Origin of the sequence: Primorskyibacter sp. S87, assembly GCF_049801055.1 — a bacterium.
Lineage (GTDB): Bacteria > Pseudomonadota > Alphaproteobacteria > Rhodobacterales > Rhodobacteraceae > JBNAGF01.
In genome coordinates this window covers 74,528-96,081 of sequence record NZ_JBNAGF010000002.1, presented here as the reverse complement: position 1 = coordinate 96,081, position 21,554 = coordinate 74,528, and the positions used below count along the sequence as shown (strand labels likewise).

The window sequence follows — 21,554 nt, the reverse complement described above, 5'->3', positions numbered from 1 at the left end:
ACAGAAGTATGGCAATGAGTGACAATCCCCCGCTGGAAGAACTGCGCAGCAAGGTCTCTAGCGGCGAAATCGACACGGTTCTGGTGTGCCTGGTGGACATGCAGGGCCGCCTCATGGGCAAACGGTTCCACGCGCAGAACTTCCTCGACAGCGCGCATGAGGAAACCCATTGCTGCAACTACCTGCTGGCCACCGATCTGGAGATGGCGACACCGGATGGCTATCGGGCGACCTCGTGGGAAGCGGGCTATGGCGATTACGTGATGAAACCCGACCTGAGCACGCTGCGCCCGATGCCGTGGCTCGAAGGCACGGTGATGGTGCTCTGCGACATCCTCGATCACCACACCCACGCGCCGGTGCCGCATTCCCCGCGCGAGGTTCTGAAGGCGCAGATCGCCCGCGCCGAGGCGCTGGGTCTGACCCCGATGATGGCGACCGAACTGGAGTTCTTCCTCTTTGAACAGAGCTTTGACCAGATCCGCACAGGTGGGTTTCGCGATCTGACCCCGATCAGTGGTTACAACGAGGATTACCATATCCTGCAGACCACGAAGGAAGAGCACGTGATGCGCCCCCTGCGCAATCACCTCTTTGCCGCCGGGATCCCGGTCGAGAACACCAAGGGCGAGGCCGAAGCCGGGCAGGAAGAGCTCAACATTCGATACTCCGACGCACTGGCCTGTGCCGATCACCACACCATCGCCAAACATGCCACCAAAGAGATCGCGCATCAGCAAGGCCACGCGGCATCCTTTCTGCCGAAATGGCATCACGATCGGGTCGGCTCGGCCAGCCATGTGCACCTGTCGCTCTGGCGCGGCGAGGAGGCGGCATTCTTTGACGGAGACGCGGCGCATGGGCTCAGCGAACTTGGTCGCCAGTTCTGCGCCGGTATGATCAAGTATGCGCCGGATTACACGTTCTTCCTTGCGCCCTACGTCAACAGCTACAAACGGTTCATGAAAGGCACCTTTGCGCCCACCAAAACCGTCTGGTCGGTGGATAACCGCACTGCCGGGTTCCGTCTTTGCGGCGAAGGCACCAAGGCGGTGCGGATGGAATGCCGGATCGGCGGTTCGGACATCAACCCCTATCTGGCCCAGGCCGCACTGATCGCCGCGGGCATGAAAGGGGTCGAAGACAAACTTCAACTGACACCTCCAACCGCAGGGGATCTTTATGAAAATGCCGACGCGGGAGAGATCCCAAGGACGCTCCGGGATGCCGTAGAGACGCTAAGAGGGTCTGCCATGCTGCGCGATGCAATGGGTGACTGGGTCGTCGATCACTACACCCGCTGTGCCGAATGGGAGCAGGAAGAGTTTGATCGGGTGGTCACCGACTGGGAAATTGCCCGCGGTTTTGAAAAGGCTTGATCCATGTCCTTTCAAACGGAACTGCAATCGCTGCTAGAACGGTATCTCTCCAGCTATGCCGCCGGTGATGCCGATGGGTGCGCCGCGGTGTATCACCCAGACGGCCGGATCGATTCCCCGTTCGGCCCCCCGGTGCGCGGCCGGAACGCGATCCGGGACGCGCATGTGGAGTGGTTTCTGGAGGGAGAAGAAAACAAGACGATGGACGTGCTCTCGGCTGCTGCAGAAGGGCGTCTTGGATACGCGCTGCTGCGCTACTCGGCCGATCTCCCCGCCGGAAACGGTATACCACCGAGACAGGAAGCCGGCACAAACCTGAGCGTACTGGTCCGGACAGCAGACGGTTGGGAGATCCTGCACAGCAGTCTCAACCCGGATTTCGAAGAACAAGGCGGCTGATATGGAAAATGCCATGATACAGACGGTCAAATGCATCTCTCCGATCGATGGATCGATTTACCTTGAACGCCCGGTTGCACCGCCAGATGCCGCAATCGCGGCGGCAAAAAATGGTCGGGCGGCGCAAAAACACTGGGCAGCGCGGCCGCTAGAGGAGCGTATCGCTCTGGTGCAGGCAGGGGTTGCTGAGATCGGCAAGACAACAGAGAGGATGGCAATCGAGCTTGCCCACCAGATGGGGCGGCCGGTTCGCTACGGCGGCGAATTCGGAGGGTTGGAAGAACGAGCCACCTACATGGCCGGAATAGCCGAAACTGCGCTGGCACCCATCGTGATCGAAGACAGCGATGCTTTCCTTCGAAAAATCGAGCGTGAACCACATGGGCTGGTGTTGGCGGTCGCGCCGTGGAATTACCCCTATATGACAGCGATCAACACCGTGGCCCCTGCCCTGATCGCGGGCAACACCGTTCTTCTCAAACATGCCGCTCAGACGCTTCAGGTCGGCGAGCGAATGGCCGAAGCCTTTCATACCGTTGGTGTTCCGGTCGAGGTATTTCAGAACATCGTTCTGGACCACGACACCACATCTGCTCTGATCTCAGGACGCCATGTGGATTTCGTGAATTTCACCGGTTCGGTCAGAGGCGGACAGGCCCTTGAGCGTGCTGCGGCCGGCACCTTCATTCCTGTTTCCACCGAGCTTGGCGGAAAGGACCCGGGATATGTGCGCGAAGATGCCGAACTGGATGCAGCCGTTGAAACGCTGATCGACGGGGCAATGTTCAATTCAGGCCAATGCTGCTGCGGCATCGAACGGATCTATGTGCACGGCAGCCTGTTTAACGAATTCGTGGAGAAAGCCGTTGCTTTGGTCAGGGGATACAAGCTGGGTAATCCCCTCGACCCGGAAACCACGCTGGGGCCAATGGCCCACGTTCGGTTTGCGCGAACCGTGCGCGATCACATCGAGGATGCTGTGGCCAAGGGCGCGACGGCCCATATTGAACGGTGTGCGCAGGATGACGGCGAGGCTTACCTGACCCCCCAGATCCTGACCAACGTGACCCATGATATGGATGTCATGCGGGAGGAGAGTTTTGGTCCGGTTGTCGGCATCATGCCGGTCCGGGACGACGAAGAGGCGATCGCGTTGATGAATGACTGCCAGTTCGGCCTGACCGCTTCAATCTGGACACAGGACACGGACGCGGCAAACGAAATCGGACGCCGGCTCGAAACCGGCACGGTTTTCATGAACCGATGCGACTATCTGGATCCCGCGCTGTGCTGGACCGGCTGCAAGGATACCGGGCGAGGCGCCGGACTTTCCGTGCTGGGTTTCCACGCGCTCACCCGACCCAAATCCTATCATCTGAAGAAGGCATAAGTCCCGATGACTGCACTGAACCTGACCGGAAACTGGTCGTATCCTACCGCCATCCGTTTTGGTGCCGGCCGGATCTCTGAAATCGCCGAAGCCTGCACAGCCGCAGGCATCACGCGGCCGCTGCTGGTCACCGACAAGGGGCTTGCAGATATGGACATCACCCGCCGAACGCTCGATCTTCTTGAGCAAGGAGGTCTTGGCCGGGCAATGTTCTCGGATGTGGACCCAAACCCAACCGACCAGAATGTCGATGCCGGGCTGAAGCAGTATCGCGAAGGCGGCTATGACGGCGTTGTGGCCTTTGGCGGCGGCTCGGGCCTGGATCTTGGCAAGACGCTTGCTTTCATGGCTGGCCAGTCACGCCCGCTGTGGGATTTCGAGGATATCGGCGATTGGTGGACCCGTGCCGACCCCGAAGGCATTCATCCGATCGTCGCAGTGCCCACCACCGCTGGAACCGGTTCCGAAGTCGGACGCGCGGGTGTCATTACGAATTCGGAAACCCACGAGAAAAAAATCATCTTTCACCCAAAGATGCTGCCTGTTCAGGTCATTTGCGATCCGGAACTGACCGTGGGCATGCCGAAATTCATCACTGCAGGCACCGGTCTTGATGCGTTCGCCCATTGTGTCGAAGCATTCTGCTCGCCGCACTATCACCCGATGAGCCAAGGGATGGCTCTGGAGGGAATGCGTCTGGTCAAGGACAACCTGCCGCGCGCCTATGCCGATGGTGCAGATCTCGAGGCCCGGGCGCACATGATGAGCGCGGCAGCAATGGGGGCGACAGCGTTTCAGAAGGGGCTCGGTGCAATTCACGCCCTGTCTCATCCGATTGGAGCCCATCATCATACCCACCACGGAACCACAAACGCCGTGTGCATGCCCGCCGTTTTGCAGTTCAACCGACCAAAAGCAGAAAAGGTTTTGTCTCAGGCCGCCGACTATCTTGGCATTCAGGGTGGATTCGACGGGTTTGCTGCTTACGTGGACGAACTGAATGCAGCGCTTGGCATTCCCAGAACTCTTTCCGAACTTGGCGTAACAGATCCTGACCTAGACATACTGGTCCGCGATGCTCTGAACGACCCTTCGACGGGGGGAAATCCGGTGGAGATGACTACCGAAAACACACGCGCCCTGTTCGAGAAGTTGCTGTAGGAAAACGGGGCGGGCACAGATCGCCCGCCGCAACACCGTCACCTTTGCTTGGATAATTCCGATTGGGGCGCGTGCGCCAGAAAATCGATCAGCTCCGGTCGGAGATCCATTTCACGGTTTCTCCGATGGCCGCTTCTACATCCTGTTGCGAGATTTCCATCCCCGGCACCTTGCATTCTTCGTCCGGATCAACTGAGCGTCCGATATCGCCTTCGGGCTTTGTCGTATCGAATTCGATCAAGTAGTCCCGGCCAAGGTTGCGCGTCACCAACTGGGCAACCTCCAGAACAGAGGTGCAGAATTCCGGCCCCACGTGGTAATAACGGGACGGATTCCTGACAGCGTGTTCGATTGCGGCAACGGCCAATGGAACCGGCACCAAGGCCCGGCCCTGCTTTCCCGACCCCCAAACGGTGAGCGAGGGGCTCTCCTCTTGCAATACATCAACTGCGCGCTTTGAAATCGCCGGCAGAAACTGCGACTTCTCAGACCAGAAATCACATGGCGTGCCGATAAGGTTGTGAAAAAAGATGGTCGTCTTGGCGATACCCAGATCCGGAGCGAGGTTTTCCAGCGAAATGTCCCCAACCGTCTTGGCCCAGCCATAGGTGCTTTCGGGATAGGCCGGATAGAGATCCGACTTGATCGAAATACGCGAGTCCAGCGACCGCTGCTTGGTCTGGTTAAAGGCGCAGGCCGTCGAAGCATAGATCAGCTTTGAGACCTGTAAAGCCGAAGCTAGTTCGAACGCAGCCCTATCGATTTCGATGTTCTCGTGCAGGATCTTGTATTGGTTACCAAAAACGTAGCCGATACCTGCCACCACATCCGCCAGGTGGATCAAGCATCCCGCCCCGTCGAGATCCGGATGCTGATCCGGGGTCATCGCCACTTCGCGAATATCGGCCTCGATCAGACGGATACGGTCCGTCACGCCGTGTTCGTCCCACAATGCCAAAGCATGTTTTTTCATGCCTCTGAAATCATTGTCGATGACGACAACCTGATACCCGTCCCCGGCCATCTTACTGACGAGGTTCGACCCCAGCATCCCAAACCCGCCGGTAACAACCTGCTTGGCTTCGTTGCGGGGCAATTTGGTTCGATCACTGCTGTTCATATGAAAACACTTCTAAACTGCTTTAAGACACAAAATGAGCACTTGCCCTACCATTCACCCAAAGCGGTATGGGGCAAGTAAAATACCATATCAAGATTTCGTTTTCGAATGCGCAACCTATTTTGCTTACCGGCAGATCGTGACGGCATTTCAACAATTTTCCGCCGGTATGGGAAACAAATCTCCGCAAGAAACCGGATTGCCTCCAAAGGCTGCACAGTGTTTCGCATGCCGACCACCATCAACTGTGAGATGCCCGGACCAAATCAGGTGCGTGTTGAAAGAAGAGACGTGCCGGCAGGCACCGCCCCACCACAAACCTGAGTTGTGTATCGCATGCAACACACAAGCGACATCGTGCGCATCCCGAGCAACCACCCTTTTCCCAATCGGATTTCACGCCTATCCATGACGCTAGAGTGCATCAGCACCAGCGCGCCACAAAATGACGCGCAACAGGCAAAAGGAGCAGCAATTTGAAACGTGTAACGCTTGCCGCGGCATGCGCCGCTGGTCTGGCCGTAACCAGTGCTCAGGCCGCCGAGATTACCGGTGGCTATGTAGACATCGGATACTCGGCCTTCACCGACGACACCAGCGTATCGAGCTGGAAACTGGCCGGTTCCGGAGAGCTTGGCTTTTCCCGGGTATTCGGCCTGCAACTTGATCTTGCAGCCTACAATTTCGGCCAGATCAGCGAAACAGGAACCACGGCGACCCTACATGGCGTATTTCATGTCAGCAACTCGGCGTCAGTTGGTCTGTTTCTCGGTCGTGACAGCCTCAACTCAGCGGACGCCACGTTTTATGGCATCGAAGGTGGTTTCGAGATCGGTCCGCAGGCCGGTCTTGAGGCATATGTCGCACGGGACGATGGGCAGGCTGGATCCAACAGCACACTTCTCGGCGCCAAAGTTGAAGGCGCGGTGTCGGATCAGTTTAACCTGAACGCCCAGATCGACTATGTGGACGCCCCGGCCGGCGTCAATTTCTCGCGGGCGAGTGTCGGTGCCGACTACAACTTTGGAGAAGGCGCCAAACTTTATGGCGAAATCGGCAGCGCCCGCGCCAGCGCATTCGGCGTAAGTGGAAACGAGCCGTTTATTGCTCTGGGCTTCCGCTATGATCTCGGCGCAGCGCGTGGCACCACCTTTGGCCGCCGCGGCTTGTTGGACAAGATCCCCGGCCTCTGATCCGGAACCCTATCCTCTCCGGCGCATCTGCGCCGGGGAAACCCCTTTGGATTCACACTCTTTACCTGATTCACCGCGTCCGCTAGACGTCGGAACACCAGAGCGCGCAAAGCGCCGGTGCAGCAATGCGCCAAACCCAAAGGAGCAGTAGAAATGAACTTCCGTGCGGTAGCGGCGGTGTTCGCCATTGGTTTCATGCCTCAGGCTGGCAGTTCCAACGAATTGAGCGGCGCCAATGTGGATGTTTCCCACTATCAGTTCACCAGCAGTTCAAAGGGAACGCGGCAGGCTTTGCGCGGATCTTTCGAGCTTGGCATTGGCCCCGAGTTTTCCGCCCAGCTTGATGTAGGCACCTACAAGTTCGGGCAAAGCGGCACCAGTGGTCGCGCTGGCACGCTGCACGGTATCTATCATTTCGACTATGGCGGAGCGGTCGGCGCCTTCTGGGGCACCGAGGACGAAAACACCATCGACCGAAATTTCTTCGGTATCGAAGGTGTTTACGATTTCACTGGCATAACGCTGGAGGGCTACCTGTCCCGTGGACGCGTACAGGGGGCCTATGCGACCGGTCTCGGCGGCAAACTCAGCAGCGATGTAAACAACCGCCTGAGCCTCAACGCCAAGGTGGATTACCTCGACAACAAGACCGGTTCAGATCTGACACGGCTTGCAATTGGAGCCGATTTTGCGCTTGGCAGCGGGGTGAACCTCTACGGAGAGCTTGGCACCGGCAATGCTCGGATATCCAACAACAAGGCCAATGACGCGTTTTTTGGGCTCGGACTGAGCTTTGATCTGGGAGAGCGCCCAGGAACGACATTCGGCCGCCGCGCAATAATAGACATCCTCCCGGGCATGTAGCGTTGCTGAGGGGCAGCCAGCCACCCTGCCCCAGAATGACCAGATTGCGGACCCAATGGCACCCCAATGGCATGCCACTTAGCAACCGTTCCGCAATGAAACAGGTCAGGTCATGGCGTTATCCGAGGTGTCACAGCCGGGTCAAACTGCATTCGTCAATAATGCCCGGCTGCTGCAGAACCTGAAAGACTACACGCTGATGAGCGTGAGCCTGTTGTGGCAGCGCCAGCTGATCTTTCTGGCCGCCACCCTTCTGACCGCGTTCTACTTTGACCCGTTCAAGGCTTCGCTGTTCTACGGCTGCATCATGCTTTGCGAATTCTGGGACCTGCTTCTGGCCCGACGTGTGGCGGAACTTCGCGACGACGAACACCGGGCGATCCTGTTCTACTTCACCTGTATCCTCGTCAATACGCTTGTCAGTGCGACAGCAATTTGCATGTATGCGGTGACCGTCGCACTTCAGCAGGAGGCAGGCGGCCATTTTACCCCGCTGTTTTTCCTGTTCGCCGCTGCTCTGTTTGCGGCCATGAACAATCACCAGATCGTCATGGCCCTCGTGTTGCGGCTGGTGATGTATGGCGTCTCGTTCATGATCATCGTGCTGGAAGACATTTGGGCCGAAAACCCGCCCCTGTCATCGGACCTGTGGCTGCATTTCTTTACCGTAGTCTTCGTCATGTATTTTCTGATCGACTGTTCGATCGTGTTTCTGAATCTCTATCGCAAGAACCTGCTTCAACTTGAAACCCTTCGAAACGAACATGAACGCACCAAGGCCGCCTACTTAGCCAAATCCCAATTCGTATCGACGGTTTCCCACGAACTCCGCACGCCGCTGACATCGATCAAGGGCTCTCTGGACCTTCTCAACTCCGGGGCCATGGGTGAAATTCCCGAGCAGATGCAAAGCCTGGTGCAGCTCGCTGGCAGGAACAGCTCCCGTTTGTCAGAACTGATCGACGACGTTCTGGACCTGCAGAAAATCGAGTCCGGCGAAATGACATATCGCATCGAAGTGTTGAATGTGCAGACCCTGATCGACGAGGCTGTTTCCTGTTCCGGCGGTTATGCCGAGACTCACGGTGTGTCGGTCACGAATTGCATCGAGGACGAGGATCCTCTCTTTATCGAGGGCGACGAAGCGCGCCTGATGCAGGTCATGTCCAACATTATCTCAAACGGCATCAAGTTTTCCAACGAAGGCGGGATTGTTGAGGTCGGTTGTCAACGCGCTGGGGACAAGGTCAGGATCACCATCCGTGACCATGGCGTCGGCATACCGGAAGGTGCGCGCGACAAGGTGTTCGATCGGTTCACGCAGCTTGATTCCTCAGACCGCCGACAGGTGGGCGGAACAGGTCTGGGCATGTCCATTTCCAAGGAAATCGTGGAACACCTGAACGGCACCATCGACTACGAGAGCGAACTGGGTCAGGGAACCAAGTTCTTTGTCGAGTTCACCGCATTCGAACATCGCGAATCAACGATGTGAACATCTTAAAGGACCCATCACGTTCTCGTTATACCCCTTTGGGCTGTTTCCGAAAAAAGTCGATACTTTAGGGTAACGCAGCGACAACTAAAGGTTAAAATTGAGTTACCCACAGGCGACTACGTCACCGGATCCACACATCCGGGCCAGATCCGTTGCAAAATTGCGTCGCTTTTCTGAAATTGCGCGGAATCCCGCATAAAGCGTCTACGCTGTCTCGCCACAACCTGAAATCGTGTCATAAACGAGGCAGATTGGGGCTAATTCAAGGCAGACCATGAACGAAATCCGGGGGCGCTTTCAGACGGCGCCGGCTTCTCTGGCTTTCCCAGAGTTGGAGCCGGTGACTGTTGACAAGGTGGGGCATCGCCCCCCTCCGGTGCCTGCGCGCAAGGTTTCGGCGCCTGCAAAGCGCGAACCGGTCAGCCAGACAGGCCAGCTCAAGACCACGGTCATGTCCTTTCGCAACATGCATGAGCATGGCGATCTGCTGGTGAAGTACCTGGAAGCCCGGCGCGCGATCTTTGTTGACCGCCTGAACTGGCATGTGCCGGAATCGGAAGGAATGGAGTTCGATCAATACGACACCCCTTTCTGTCGATGGGTCATCCTGCATGAATTCGGAGAAATCCTCGGAGGTGTGCGGCTGCTGCCGACAACCGCCCAGGTAGGCATGTACAGCTACATGCTGAGAGATGCCCAGAGTGGTATTCTGGTGGACATCCCCACCGACGTTCTGTTTTTCCGCGCGCCGGTCGAGGAACATATCTGGGAAGCTTCGCGGTTTTTCATCACCGACAAGGTTCCCGCTTCGCGCAGGTTGCAGGTTCAGAACACCTTGTTCGAACAGATGCGCCGCGCGGCACAAAGCGGCGGTGCGACGCATATTCTGGGGATCGTTCCGGCGATCTGGTCCCGCTGGGCCCGGCGGCTGGATGTCGGTGCAACTCCGATTGGTGCAAAGTTCTCGATCGATGGGACAGTCAGCCAATCTGTTTTGTTTAACACCACCAGGTTTGTGAACTGAAAGACCGATACGCGGTCTTGACGATACAGGATTCGCAGCGCATGAACCTGCAGCAATTGGAATTCGAATCAACTCAAAAGTGTTTTAACCCTTTTCGTTTCCAATTCGTGGATGATCCCGCCTCCGGCAGGGGATTGACGCCGAAATCCCCCATTCAAGCCATCAAAACACCACAATCCGGGGGCTACAGCCCCAATTCCGCCTGAGTTCAGCCCCGTTCTCGTCCGAGTTGTAAACTAGGAATTAGGGAGATGGGAAAATTATTTGGTTTTGAACCATGAATGCTGAATTGAACGGAAATGACAGGTTTCAGAGAAAACTGGAGCAACGCGCGCAGAAGCATACCAAGCTCAGTGTGCTGGTCGTTGATGACGAGCCCAGCATTCTTGAGCTGCTGAAGACCGCCCTGGTTGCCTTGGAGAACTATGACGTCTCCATCGCCAATTCCGCTGCCAGCGCCCTGAAGACAATCAAGCGGCAGAAAAAGCCCTTTGATTGCTTGTTGTTCGACATTCAGATGCCGGACGTCGACGGAATCCAGCTGCTCGAGGAAGTGCGAAAGCACCCCGACTATGCTGATACCCCTGTTATCATGCTGACGGCGATGGCCGATCGTAAATATGTCGACGAGGCCTTTCTGGCCGGCGCAAGCGATTATGTCACCAAGCCTTTCGAGCTGCTGGAACTGCGCAGCAGGATGACAACGGCCACCCGTTTGGTGCAGGAACGGCAGAAAACCCGCAGGAGCGCTGACGAAGCGATACAGTTGAAAGAAGAGTTGGAGCACAACCAGCAATTCAACATCGACGATCCGATCACCATCGAAGGCGTCGACCGGTTCCTGCGTTATGTCGAGTTCGATAACTACATCATGCAACTGTCGCATGGGCGTCTGTTCAGCTCGAACGCGATCGCGTTCAAACTGCAAGATGCCGAATTCTTCTATGATATGACCAACTGCGGAGATTTCCGCAGAGTGCTTCAGGACGTGGCAACCGGCATCGCCAAGACCACAAGGGATATCGGAAGCATCCTGACCTATCGCGGCAACGGGGTTTTCCTTTCCGTGACCCACGGGCGCCTCAGCCCGACCGACTACCCGAATGAGGAAACCCTCAACCACATCGTCGGCACCTTGCTTGGATCACGACGCTCCAACGCCTGGGTCCACGTTCTGGTCGGTCAAAAGGTGCCATTGCGGTCCCTGTCCCGCTCAGGGGCGTTGAGCGCGCTGAACAAAGCCGTGGACAGCGTCGGTGTGCGCGAGGCGGAATTGCAGGCCGAACTGGAGTTGGAATGCGAGACCGGACGGCGTGCCGTTGTCGGAGGCTCCCCCCACTCCCGCCGCCGGGTCTACGAACGGGTTTTGCGAGAGCTGTTTGGCGAAGAAACCTATCTTCACCAAAAGTGATTTCCCCGTCCTTTTGCAGATATATTCTGCAACCGCCTGTCAGCGCTCTGACGGGCGGTTTTTCGTTCTGATCAACCAATCATTCAAAGAGGAAATGGTGGGTGATAAGAGATTTGAACTCCTGACATCTTCGATGTGAACGAAGCGCTCCATCCCATTCTGCGTGCTCAGCGTCGCACCGTAGCCCACTGTCATCACGTGCACCCATACACTTCTGATGTCATGTGTTGTCAGTGCCTTGAGTGTCGCACGCGCAGGTGAGGAACGCAACAATTCAGCGTAGCGCTGCGCTCGCAACAACACTCCGGTTGTGTGACCAAAACATGCTAAATGGCAGTACAACTGCAGCGGAGGCGCAGCGCTGCAGCAGAGTGCCCGAGTGCACGTACCCCACGCAAGTTTCACATATCCCCCGCCAACTTTCCAAACCGGGGTGTTTGAAGTGCGCTGCTGAGGAGGTGAGGTCAGTCGTGCACTCCAACACGTCATTTGCAAGGCAGTGATCCTCAATGTGGCGTAACTTCACAAATTAATGGCATGCAATCGCAATTACTTTGTGAACGGCGGCATTACATTTTTGTCCAAATACATTAGCGCGCTGAGCACGCTTGATAGCGGCTCATGTCATTCCATAAGTCAAAAATTTTGTGAATCTCTCAGCCAGGGGGCAAATACAAGTGGAAATTGAAATGATGTTTTTTGGTTTAGTATTAGGTGTATACCTTGCTATCCCTTTTCTGATTGGCTTCGCATTTCCCAAGGTCAATCCGAAATGGATTGGATGGGTGTTCGCGGGTTTGAAGTTGGCGTCGAGTATTGTCAATCAGCTGGCCATGTCATCTCTGTCCAAAATTACTGGGCAAGGGATGGCACCAGCAGATGATGTTTTAATTGGGACAGTCATTGGGGTTGCGGTCGTAGGTTTTGCTTCTTTCGGTTTGGCGAAACTCGGTGTTTCTCTTCGAATGCGACAAGACCGAAACCGATACGGCAGCTTAGTCGAAACGACGGTTGAGGACTTGGCAAAAACTACGCCAAGAATGAAAACCGCTGTCACAGAAGAGGCTGCAAAGGAGCCTGCCAACAAGTATGTCCCAGACATATACAAAAATGTTCCTGGCATAGGCGGCGGCGCCCTTTCGAGCGAGCTAGAGCATGGTCGCACTGCCCATAAGCGTGACCGAGGTCCCAAGAGCGAGGAAAGAAACCTGATCTGGTCGATACTTGGCATAGTTGGCACAATTGCGGTCGTTGCACTGTTCGTACTGGGTTCCGTCGGAGCACGGTACGCCAGAAACATGTCCTTCTCTATCGATCGACCGGATCGCTTTAAGTACGAAGAAATCAACAACAACCAATTCGGTCAATGGCACACGGCTTGGCGGCGATACAATAGCGGCGAAACTACATGCGAACTTCGCTTACAAAGAAACAACGCTACTGTCGTTGATGTATCCTTTTACATGAGTGGCGGAGCGCGCGTTGTCCTAAACGCTCTTGATGCGGGATCATTCCAAGGCGGCACCATGTTTGTAACCGTTGATGGCACCCACTACCAAGCAGATGAAACAAATACATATCGCAAGAGTGCGTCGGGGGTTTTCAGTACCCACAATGCCAAAGCAATCATCAACAAAATAAATCAAAATGGAATAATTTGGCTGATGAATGGTAAGACCGTCATTCAGCGAACTGACTTGCCCACCGGATACGGTGACACTTGGAAAGCGAAACGTGCGGTTGAAGAGTGCAGGGATGCTTTCAGCAAAGTGTGACACGAATGCACACGTTGTGCCCATCCGCTAAACAACTTTTAGTGCGAAAATGACCTTTTGGCGTGCCGCGAAGAAGAAAGACATCCTAATGCAGGACGAGGAAGTGCGAGACCCGCTGCTTGACAGTCATTCGCGCCTACATTGCGCCGCAAGGGTAGTGTTTGTTCAACTGAATTAGTTTCGATGTGATCTGACAGCGCCCCGGTCGGGAAGTTTGAACGACAGGTTATTCCACAGCTCTTCTGCGTTCCTTTTTTGCATTTTTTCCAAGCCGTCCCAATCGAACCCCGTGCCATTCAATGCTTGGTGCAGCAGGTCTACTGCGCACTTGGCATATTGAACGGCTTTGTCCTCCATACCCAGCACGAAACTGACTTTTCCCCCGGCACGAGCTTCCTCGGAGATATTGTGCGCGATGAAGTTGTCTCGGAAAGGTCGCAGGTGGTTAGCGATAAAAAGGCGCTCTGCGCGATCAATGATCTTCTTGGCCACACGTAGTTGCTTGTAGGTCACTTGCTCAGCGCGATTGCCACGCCGTTCGAATTCTTGCCGCCAATGCTGCCGCAGCAATTCCTGTAGCTCTGGGTCTTCTTCCGGAGTCCAGCTGCGCGGTTCACCCTGATTGATGTGGCTGAACTTCCGTTCGCGCGCGACCTTCTTGACCGCTCGCTTGTTTGGGAACGCATTGATGACGGTATGTAAGCTAACCTTGTCATTCCCTGCACGGTCAAACAGTGCACATGCTCGCACAACTGAATAGTAAAGCAAAGAATCCTGTAGTTCCCGGAATGCGTTAGCGGCATAGGAGCGTGGTATCTGTTCGGCCAAATGCCGAGAGTAAACTACGTGGCGAGTGTTCTCATTTGCTGCCGCTGCAGCGATTACCAGATTGACTAATTGATCAGTGTATCCCTTTGCTCGCTGAATTGGATCTACATCTAGTTTGCTCGCGTCATTATTGCTGTTGCGGTCAGCCATTGCTTATTGCCTGTTATTGTTCGTACACCGTTTCATTGGCGTATTTTGTTTGCCACATCCGCGTTTTACAATGGACTACGCTTTCAATCGCCAAAATAGCCTCTCATCGCACTTACCGATGTGTGTGCATGGCCTTCTAGCGTTAGCTCAGTGGGCACACGCTTCAGCTGTGACTGCTGCGACACTCTTTCGCTCGAAGATGGAGAGCTTGTCGTTCATCCTATTGAGACGGTGTACACGTCCCATCGGTCGCCTTCGGCAGGATGGGTTGCAGGGCTTGTTGCCAAGCTTAGCCGATTGAACTGCTCACTAGGACCAAGTGACCCCGTTTTTCATACAACGCAGTGTTGGTGCCTACGTCAACGCCCTTGCCTCCGCCATCTGCGTCGTGACCAAACTCAAACAAGCGATGTGCGATGCTACCAAACAACGGATGCATCTCGTGGTTTCCCTTGTTGTTGAAGCGCATCAAGCCAACGGTGTGCAGTTCGTCCAGAACCTGCCACGTCAGCGTTTTGCCACCTAGCGCACGCATTGCGTCCTCGAAGTTGCAACTGCCGCCGCCCTTATCCGCGTTCACCGCGATCATCCCAAGCAACAGACGCCGTGCCTCGGGTGAGACTGTGGACAATGCACGCGCGGCGGCGTTGTTGCTGAGTGGCAGCGTCGCGCCCGCCAGTGCTGCCTGCTTCATCTTTTCCAGCCGGTTGAACGCTGCACGCTCCTTCGCACTGACAGTGTGTTTGCGCTTTGTCATCGTCTTGATCTCTTGCCCTGCTTGCTGCCGTCGATGCTCACGCCATCTGGAACGTCGAACGTTGCAGCTGAGATGCCAGCATGTATAGACAATTCAGCTTCCAACTCTGCGATGCGTTCGTCCTTCGCCGCCAACTCGAGAGAGTGAGAAATCTCCATCTCTGCGATCTGCTCGTTGCGGTCCTCGACACGCCGTTGCAGCCGTTGGTTCTTCGACAATCTGCGTGCCTTTTTCCGTTTGCTGCCTTGCGTTGTGCCGGGTTCTGGTGCGTTGGCGATCTTCGTGCCGTCGATGGTGCCGTCATCGTTCAATAGGTCTTTCTTGTCCCTGTGCGTGTCCATCGTCTGTGCGGCACTGCTGACCATCCCGGCTGGCATCTGTGCGAAGTGTGCGGGGTGAACCACTGGCACGTCAGCTTCGGGCATCACGACTAGGCCAAGCTGCTTCAACTGCGCCAAGCCAGTCGCCGCCTGCTCAAGTGTCCACTCTGGGCGGTCGCAGATCAAGTCGAACAGCCGTTGCGCATCATCAGGCCAGCCGTTCAACGCACCGTGTCGCATCAAGTGTTCCATCATCGGTCTGTCGGGGTTCATCGCATCCACCAGCCTGTCGAGTGTGAAGTCAGGCGGTGCGATGCAACGCGTCGGCACAAGGGTCACGTGGCTGCGTCCGTGGTCCAGATCCGTGCGAACGTGCGCCGGATCGACCACCTTCTGCCTACCTTCGACTGTGACACCGTGCACGCGATCTCGTCGGCCAGCGAACGACAACAGCTTCATCATCGCAAGCAACACGGCTGATGGTGCGTCGGTGGCCTGCATCAGCATCACGTTGACTGCGAACTCGGACATCATCACAGGGTGGAAGCGCGGTGCGCCGTGATCCTCGGTGATGCGCGGGTTGTCCTTGCTGTCGAAGCTGATGGATGGTTCGAAAGTCAGCACGCCAATGCGAGATTTCAGCCTTGCCAGATCGTCCAGCCAGCCGGGTTCTCCCATCAGCATCAAGGGGTGGTCACTTGACGTAGGAGAAATAGATCTACGTGAAGTAGCCACCCTTTCGTCGGTCGACCCGAACGGCGCTTCTTCTGGCTCAGTCCCTCGATTTGCGTTTGCTCTATCCCCCATCACGCCGCCTTGGCCAGCAGAACCGCCAAAGTAGCCCAGGCATCCCGCTTGACGGCCTCGACAGTCAGATACTTATGCGGTGGCTTCGATTTGTATGCCTGTCCAATCATCTACCAACCGCCATCTTCCAGTCCTCCAACTCTCGGCCTAAGTGGCGTGTCGTCTTTCCCGTTCCAGCCACCACTACCGCTGTTTGTCCATCGCCCCTCGCCGCGCTTGATCTGCCCAACGGTGGACTGAGCAATTCCATACTGGGCGGCGATCTCCCGCTGCGTTCTCGTATCGGCTCGGATGGCGTCTTCATCTTCCTTGTTTATCTTGATGGCCTTGGGGTGCCTGATACCTCTGACCAACCTTCCGTGCCGCACCGCATCGCCGGCGTTCTCTGCATGTGTTCCAGCTTTCAAATGGTTCGGGTTCACACAGGCTTCATTACCGCAAAGATGACGCGTGACTTGGCCGACATTGGGCAGCGCGACAGCCTCGCTGATCAGAATACTTGCACCATGGATGCCAAACACAGGCCGACCGCCACGATGAGCACGGTTCAGCACAACGCACCCAACTTCACCGCAATAGATGCCCTCCGTTTCAACAATTTCCAACGCGCGATTGCGAGCGGATTGCCACCACTCCTCATCAGTCATGGGCTTACCCCATTTGATGCCAGAGTTTGTTGCCGCACCCATTGATCAACATCATCGGAGCGCCAACGGAATGTGCGGGCGTTGATGCGGATCACTGGCGGCGTACTGTTACCACGTCTGAGCATGCGGGTGAGAGTGCGTGGGCTGATGCCGATGCGATCAGCGGCTTGGCGGGTGGATAGAAAATGTGGGCTATCTGACAACACGTGTTACGAACTCCAAAAGTTGCAGGTGCTCGTGACATCGCCAGGTGGGTGTCATCAGTACTCTCACAGTACCAGTTAGGCATTATTAAGTCAAGCAGGGCGCGCTATATATAGTGCATGTGGGACATTACAGGGCCGTAAAATACTACATGTTGCTTCACGTGCAGCAGCGCACCACACTAATTCTCAAGCAACCTGCTTCACAAAACCTCATGCAACTTGGCCACAATGTCATCTACCTGAAGGTGCGTATAGCGCATTAGCATGCGCACATCCCTGTGACCGCTGACCATTGCCACTTGCGGCAAACTTAGGCCACGCTCGAACAGGCGAGAGATACATTCATGGCGCAAATCATGAAAATTCAGATCATCAATGCCGGCACGTTTGCAGATGCGCCGCCATGCCAGCAGCACCGCGTTCGGTTTCATGCTGAATATGTTCGCGGCCGCTGCGCAGCCACCTAATTTCCCCTCATCCCTTGCCGCCTCTATGCCTGTGTCGACTTCACTTTGTAACTGTTTCAAAACATCAATGGCTTCCACACTTAGCGGCACCGTTCTGGCATGTCCGTTCTTGCTGGTCGGCAAATGCACCACGCATCGGAGCAAATCCACATCACGCCAATGCATAGCCAACAACTCACCGCGTCGCATAGCTGTTGCCAATGCCAGCCGAACGAGTGGAGCCATCTGCGGATTACTGTACTGTTCACATGCCTCAATCAATACGGCCTGCTCATTGCCGCGCAATCGGCGTTCTCTACGATTATTAACGCGTGGCCTGCGTACATCTTTGATCACATTGTGTGCCAGCGGCATCTGCCAGTCGGTCACCGCAATGTCCAATGCGTGCTGCATGATGCCGAGATACCGGCAAACGGTAGCGGGTTGCATATTCTGCAAACACTGGTCACGCCAAAAGGCCACCTTGCTCGCAGTCAGCCGATTTAGCCGTGTCTCTGCCAGCTTCCTGTCACGCAAAATACTGGCAATCATTAGCGCCTCGTTGCCGCCAGCCAGTTTGCCCTTAGCAACTTCATCCTTGTATCGGCATAGTACACTGCCAAATGTGTAAATGCGCAATTGCCGCTCATCGACCACATCGCCGCGTTCCGCCTGCAGTTCTGCAGCACGCGCCCATTTCACGGCGTCTTTTCTCAATGTAAATGTCTGGCTACGTGACCGTCCATCACGTCTAACGGTCGCTTGCCACTTGCCACTTGGCCGCTTCACCACTGTTGCCATTGCCGTATCTCCATCAGTTGATGGACATCTCAGCGAGTTGTGTGCAGCGGAGGCGCAGCGGACATCAATGCGTGCGGCCACACGTTGACCACGAGTTGCGCGCAAGCGCTTGATGTTACATGCAGAATAATGGTGGGTGATAAGAGATTTGAACTCCTGACATCTTCGATGTGAACGAAGCGCTCTACCACTGAGCTAATCACCCGTGAGGCCGCGTTCTATAGTTACTCCGTTGCTTCCGCAAGAGGCTCTTTCGCGGGCTCAGCGGGTTTTTCATTCTGCCGGACACGACATGTCAGGACGCGCCCACCGGATTTCTGCTCGTTACGCCGAACCTTCAGCTTGCCCATGGGGGGAAGGTTCAGTTCACGTCCGTTTGCAAGCGCCTCTCCCAGAATGGCCAGCAGCGCCTCAACGGTTGGCTTCGCATCGCGCTTCTTAACGCCCGAGCGTTCGACGACCATCTCGATCAGCTCCTTCTTGCGCATTTCGGGCGCAGTCAGAACCGGTTCTGCCAGTGTCACCACCTTGGGCAGTGGTGTTGCAGCCTTGGGCGCAGCTGAAACCGGCGGCTTCTTTGCGACCGTCGTTTTGCTACGGCTGCTGCTCCGCGTGCTGCGTGTGGTTTTGGTTGCTGTACTTGTGGTCTTGGCTCTGCTCGTCGCCATGTTGCCCTCTCTCGGCTGCCTGTTTTTGTTCTTCCGACCCTGTACGGATCGGCTTTTTTTCAAGCATAGCCTGATACGTCCGAGATTTCCACCGCCCATACCAGATTTGCGGTGACGGGTAGCGAAGGCGCCCACATATCGTTACGCACAAAAGAAAAGGGTAGGACCGAAAGGCCCTGCCCCAACTCATCCACATGAATGGCCCTGTCAGTGTGCAGTAGCTGACGCGCTGTCGCCTTTTGCGATACCAGCAGCGGCCGCAGCAGCTTCTTCTTCAGCCGCCTCATCCCACTCCACGGGTTCGGGTTTTCCGACCAGCGCGTGTTCCAGAACTTCGGAAACGTGGCTGACGGGAATGATCTTGAGTCCTACCTTAACGTTGTCCGGGATCTCGGGGAGATCCTTTTCGTTCTCCTGAGGGATCAGCACAGTTTTGATGCCGCCTCGCAGCGCCGCCAGCAATTTCTCCTTGAGCCCGCCGATGGCCAGAGCGTTGCCGCGCAGGGTTACTTCACCGGTCATGGCGATATCCTTGCGCACCGGGATGCCGGTCAGCACCGAGACGATCGAGGTCACCATTGCCAGACCGGCAGACGGGCCATCCTTGGGTGTCGCGCCTTCGGGGACGTGCACGTGGATGTCCCACTTGTCGAACTTGGGCGGCTTGATGCCCAGTTGCGGACTGACCGAACGCACATAAGACGAAGCCGCTTCGATGGACTCCTTCATCACGTCACCCAGCTTGCCGGTGGTTTTCATCCGGCCTTTGCCCGGCAGACGCAGCGCTTCGATGCTCAGAAGCTCGCCGCCGACCGACGTGTAGGCCAAACCAGTCACAACACCGACCTGATCTTCTTTTTCGGCCAGACCATACCGGTATTTCGCAACGCCGAGGAAATCATCAATGTTGTCAGGTGTGACAGTGATGTTGTCCGCCTCTTTCTTGATGATCTTGGTCAGCGATTTGCGCGCTACCTTGGCAATCTCACGTTCAAGGTTCCGCACACCGGCCTCGCGCGTGTAAGTACGGATAATCTCGGTCAGAGCCTCGTCGGTGAGTTCGAACTCCTTGGCCTTCAGGCCGTGGTTCTTCACCTGCTTGGTGATCAAGTGCTGCTTGGCGATTTCCCGCTTTTCGTCCTCGGTGTAGCCAGCCAGCGGAATGATCTCCATCCGGTCCAGCAATGGCCCGGGCATGTTGTAGCTGTTCGACGTGGTCAGGAACATTACGTTGGACAGATCGTATTCTACCTCAAGATAGTGGTCGATGAAGGTGTTGTTCTGTTCCGGATCCAGCACCTCCAACATGGCCGAAGCAGGGTCACCGCGAAAATCCTGCCCCATCTTGTCGATCTCGTCGAGCAGAATGAGCGGGTTCGTGGTCTTGGCCTTTTTCAGAGCCTGAATGATCTTGCCGGGCATCGAACCAATATAAGTCCGGCGATGGCCGCGGATCTCGGATTCATCGCGCACGCCGCCCAGCGAAATGCGGATAAATTCCCGGCCGGTGGCCCGTGCAACCGACTTGCCCAGCGAGGTTTTACCAACACCCGGAGGGCCGACCAGACACAGGATCGGGCCTTTCAGCTTTTTTGAACGCTGCTGCACCGCAAGATACTCAACGATGCGCTCCTTGACCTTCTCGAGGCCATAGTGGTCGGCGTCGAGGATCTCCTGCGCCTTGCCCAGATCCTTTTTCACGCGAGACTTGGTGCCCCACGGAATCGACAGGATCCAGTCGAGATAGTTACGCACGACTGTCGCTTCGGCGGACATAGGCGACATGTTCTTGAGCTTTTTCAGCTCGGCGTCTGCCTTTTCGCGAGCCTCTTTGCTGAGTTTGGTCTCAGCAATCTTCGCCTCAAGCTCGGCCACCTCGTTCGAGCCATCTTCACCATCACCCAGCTCGCGCTGAATGGCCTTCATCTGCTCATTCAGGTAGTATTCCCGCTGGGTCTTCTCCATCTGGGACTTAACCCGCGTCTTGATCTTCTTCTCGACCTGCAGAACAGACATTTCGCCCTGCATCAGGCCATAAACCTTCTCCAGCCGTTCGCTGATGGACAACGTTTCCAAAAGATCCTGTTTCTGGTCGACCTCGATGCCAAGATGGCCGGCAACCAGATCCGCAAGCTTTGCGGGTTCGGCCGTTTCACCAACAGCAGCCAGCGCTTCTTCGGGGATATTCTTGCGCACTTTGGCGTAACGCTCGAATTCGTCGGCAACCGTACGCAACAGCGCTTCGGTTGTGGTCACATCGCCGGGCATCTCGGTCAGATACTCTGCCCGCGCCTCGAAGAAGTTGTCATTCTCAAGAAACTCGGTGATCCGCACCCGTGCCTGACCTTCGACCAACACTTTGACCGTGCCGTCGGGCAGCTTCAGCAACTGCAACACGTTGGCCAGAACACCGGCCTTGTAGATACCTTCGACCTCAGGATCGTCCTCGGCCGGGTCGATCTGGCTCGACAGCAGGATCTGCTTGTCATCCTGCATCACCTCTTCCAGTGCGCGGACGGATTTCTCGCGTCCGACAAACAGCGGCACGATCATGTGGGGAAAAACCACGATGTCGCGCAGCGGCAGGACTGGGTAGGAAGCGTTGAGAGGCTCTTGCATGCTCATTCCTTATCATTGGCAAGACAGCTCTGGTCCCTGTTTCAGGCAACCCCCGGCTATCTCCGGTTATGGGTTCATAACGTGGGGCAAG

At 56.0% G+C, this 21,554-nt stretch carries 19 protein-coding genes and 1 tRNA gene; 10 read left to right on the top strand and 10 right to left on the bottom strand.

Annotation, left to right across the window (positions count from 1 at the left end; translation table 11 throughout):
- Nucleotides 1-14: 14 nt before the first annotated feature.
- The 4 genes from ACP15U_RS03890 to ACP15U_RS03875 are packed head-to-tail and all read left to right on the top strand — an operon-like array spanning nucleotide 15 to nucleotide 4,329.
- Nucleotides 15-1,379 carry a glutamine synthetase family protein gene (locus ACP15U_RS03890; RefSeq protein WP_425043831.1) on the top strand — a complete coding sequence of 455 codons (1,365 nt, stop codon included), beginning with the start codon at nucleotides 15-17 and terminating at the stop codon, nucleotides 1,377-1,379.
- Nucleotides 1,380-1,382: 3 nt separating this feature from the next.
- A complete protein-coding gene (locus ACP15U_RS03885) occupies nucleotides 1,383-1,778 on the top strand; it encodes a YybH family protein (RefSeq protein WP_425043830.1) in 396 nt (131 codons plus the stop codon).
- Nucleotides 1,779-1,791: 13 nt separating this feature from the next.
- Nucleotides 1,792-3,168, top strand: coding sequence for an aldehyde dehydrogenase family protein (locus tag ACP15U_RS03880; protein ID WP_425043829.1), 1,377 nt, complete (start codon nucleotides 1,792-1,794; stop codon nucleotides 3,166-3,168).
- A 15-nt stretch (nucleotides 3,169-3,183) separates the two neighbouring features.
- Entirely contained in the window at nucleotides 3,184-4,329 is a 1,146-nt protein-coding gene (locus tag ACP15U_RS03875; protein ID WP_425044270.1) for an iron-containing alcohol dehydrogenase, read from the top strand.
- Nucleotides 4,330-4,417: 88 nt separating this feature from the next.
- Here ACP15U_RS03875 and ACP15U_RS03870 read toward each other — a convergent pair whose 3' ends face one another.
- Nucleotides 4,418-5,449 (bottom strand): NAD-dependent epimerase/dehydratase family protein, encoded by a 1,032-nt coding sequence (locus ACP15U_RS03870; protein ID WP_425043828.1) that lies wholly within the window; start codon nucleotides 5,447-5,449, stop codon nucleotides 4,418-4,420.
- Between the two features lie 476 nt (nucleotides 5,450-5,925).
- Between ACP15U_RS03870 and ACP15U_RS03865 the strand changes: the two genes are divergently transcribed.
- The 6 genes from ACP15U_RS03865 (at nucleotide 5,926) to ACP15U_RS03840 (ending at nucleotide 13,214) form a co-directional block, all read left to right on the top strand.
- Nucleotides 5,926-6,642 (top strand): outer membrane beta-barrel protein, encoded by a 717-nt coding sequence (locus ACP15U_RS03865; RefSeq protein WP_425043827.1) that lies wholly within the window; start codon nucleotides 5,926-5,928, stop codon nucleotides 6,640-6,642.
- A gap of 153 nt (nucleotides 6,643-6,795) precedes the next feature.
- Nucleotides 6,796-7,506 (top strand): hypothetical protein, encoded by a 711-nt coding sequence (locus ACP15U_RS03860; RefSeq protein ID WP_425043826.1) that lies wholly within the window; start codon nucleotides 6,796-6,798, stop codon nucleotides 7,504-7,506.
- Nucleotides 7,507-7,618: 112 nt separating this feature from the next.
- The gene (locus tag ACP15U_RS03855) at nucleotides 7,619-9,001 is read left to right on the top strand and encodes a sensor histidine kinase (protein ID WP_425043825.1); all 1,383 of its coding nucleotides are present in this window, start codon (nucleotides 7,619-7,621) and stop codon (nucleotides 8,999-9,001) included.
- 277 nt (nucleotides 9,002-9,278) lie between these two features.
- Nucleotides 9,279-10,028 (top strand): acyl-homoserine-lactone synthase, encoded by a 750-nt coding sequence (locus tag ACP15U_RS03850; RefSeq protein WP_425043824.1) that lies wholly within the window; start codon nucleotides 9,279-9,281, stop codon nucleotides 10,026-10,028.
- 277 nt (nucleotides 10,029-10,305) lie between these two features.
- The gene (locus tag ACP15U_RS03845; RefSeq protein WP_425043823.1) at nucleotides 10,306-11,439 is read left to right on the top strand and encodes a response regulator; all 1,134 of its coding nucleotides are present in this window, start codon (nucleotides 10,306-10,308) and stop codon (nucleotides 11,437-11,439) included.
- 677 nt (nucleotides 11,440-12,116) lie between these two features.
- Nucleotides 12,117-13,214: a hypothetical protein gene (locus tag ACP15U_RS03840; protein ID WP_425043822.1), complete on the top strand. Its 1,098-nt coding sequence runs from the start codon at nucleotides 12,117-12,119 to the stop codon at nucleotides 13,212-13,214.
- Nucleotides 13,215-13,388: 174 nt separating this feature from the next.
- Here the strand turns inward: ACP15U_RS03840 and ACP15U_RS03835 are convergent, their stop codons facing one another.
- The 9 genes from ACP15U_RS03835 to lon form a co-directional block, all read right to left on the bottom strand.
- Nucleotides 13,389-14,192, bottom strand: a complete 804-nt coding sequence (locus ACP15U_RS03835; RefSeq protein WP_425043821.1) for a hypothetical protein — start codon at nucleotides 14,190-14,192, stop codon at nucleotides 13,389-13,391.
- A 289-nt stretch (nucleotides 14,193-14,481) separates the two neighbouring features.
- Complete coding sequence (locus tag ACP15U_RS03830) at nucleotides 14,482-14,949, bottom strand: hypothetical protein (protein ID WP_425043820.1); 468 nt, start codon at nucleotides 14,947-14,949, stop codon at nucleotides 14,482-14,484.
- Nucleotides 14,946-15,953: a hypothetical protein gene (locus ACP15U_RS03825; protein ID WP_425043819.1), complete on the bottom strand. Its 1,008-nt coding sequence runs from the start codon at nucleotides 15,951-15,953 to the stop codon at nucleotides 14,946-14,948. The genes ACP15U_RS03830 and ACP15U_RS03825 overlap by 4 nt, the downstream gene beginning before the upstream one ends.
- A 233-nt stretch (nucleotides 15,954-16,186) precedes the next feature.
- Entirely contained in the window at nucleotides 16,187-16,723 is a 537-nt protein-coding gene (locus ACP15U_RS03820) for a hypothetical protein (protein ID WP_425043818.1), read from the bottom strand.
- Nucleotides 16,720-16,929, bottom strand: a complete 210-nt coding sequence (locus tag ACP15U_RS03815) for a helix-turn-helix transcriptional regulator (RefSeq protein WP_425043817.1) — start codon at nucleotides 16,927-16,929, stop codon at nucleotides 16,720-16,722. Before ACP15U_RS03815 ends, ACP15U_RS03820 begins: the two co-directional genes overlap by 4 nt.
- Nucleotides 16,930-17,129: 200 nt before the next feature.
- Entirely contained in the window at nucleotides 17,130-18,176 is a 1,047-nt protein-coding gene (locus ACP15U_RS03810; protein WP_425043816.1) for an integrase, read from the bottom strand.
- A 130-nt stretch (nucleotides 18,177-18,306) separates the two neighbouring features.
- Nucleotides 18,307-18,381 (bottom strand) — tRNA-Val (locus ACP15U_RS03805).
- A gap of 19 nt (nucleotides 18,382-18,400) precedes the next feature.
- Complete coding sequence (locus tag ACP15U_RS03800; protein ID WP_425043815.1) at nucleotides 18,401-18,844, bottom strand: HU family DNA-binding protein; 444 nt, start codon at nucleotides 18,842-18,844, stop codon at nucleotides 18,401-18,403.
- A gap of 207 nt (nucleotides 18,845-19,051) precedes the next feature.
- Nucleotides 19,052-21,463, bottom strand: coding sequence for an endopeptidase La (gene lon / locus ACP15U_RS03795; RefSeq protein WP_425043814.1), 2,412 nt, complete (start codon nucleotides 21,461-21,463; stop codon nucleotides 19,052-19,054).
- Between the last annotated feature and the right edge of the window lie 91 nt (nucleotides 21,464-21,554).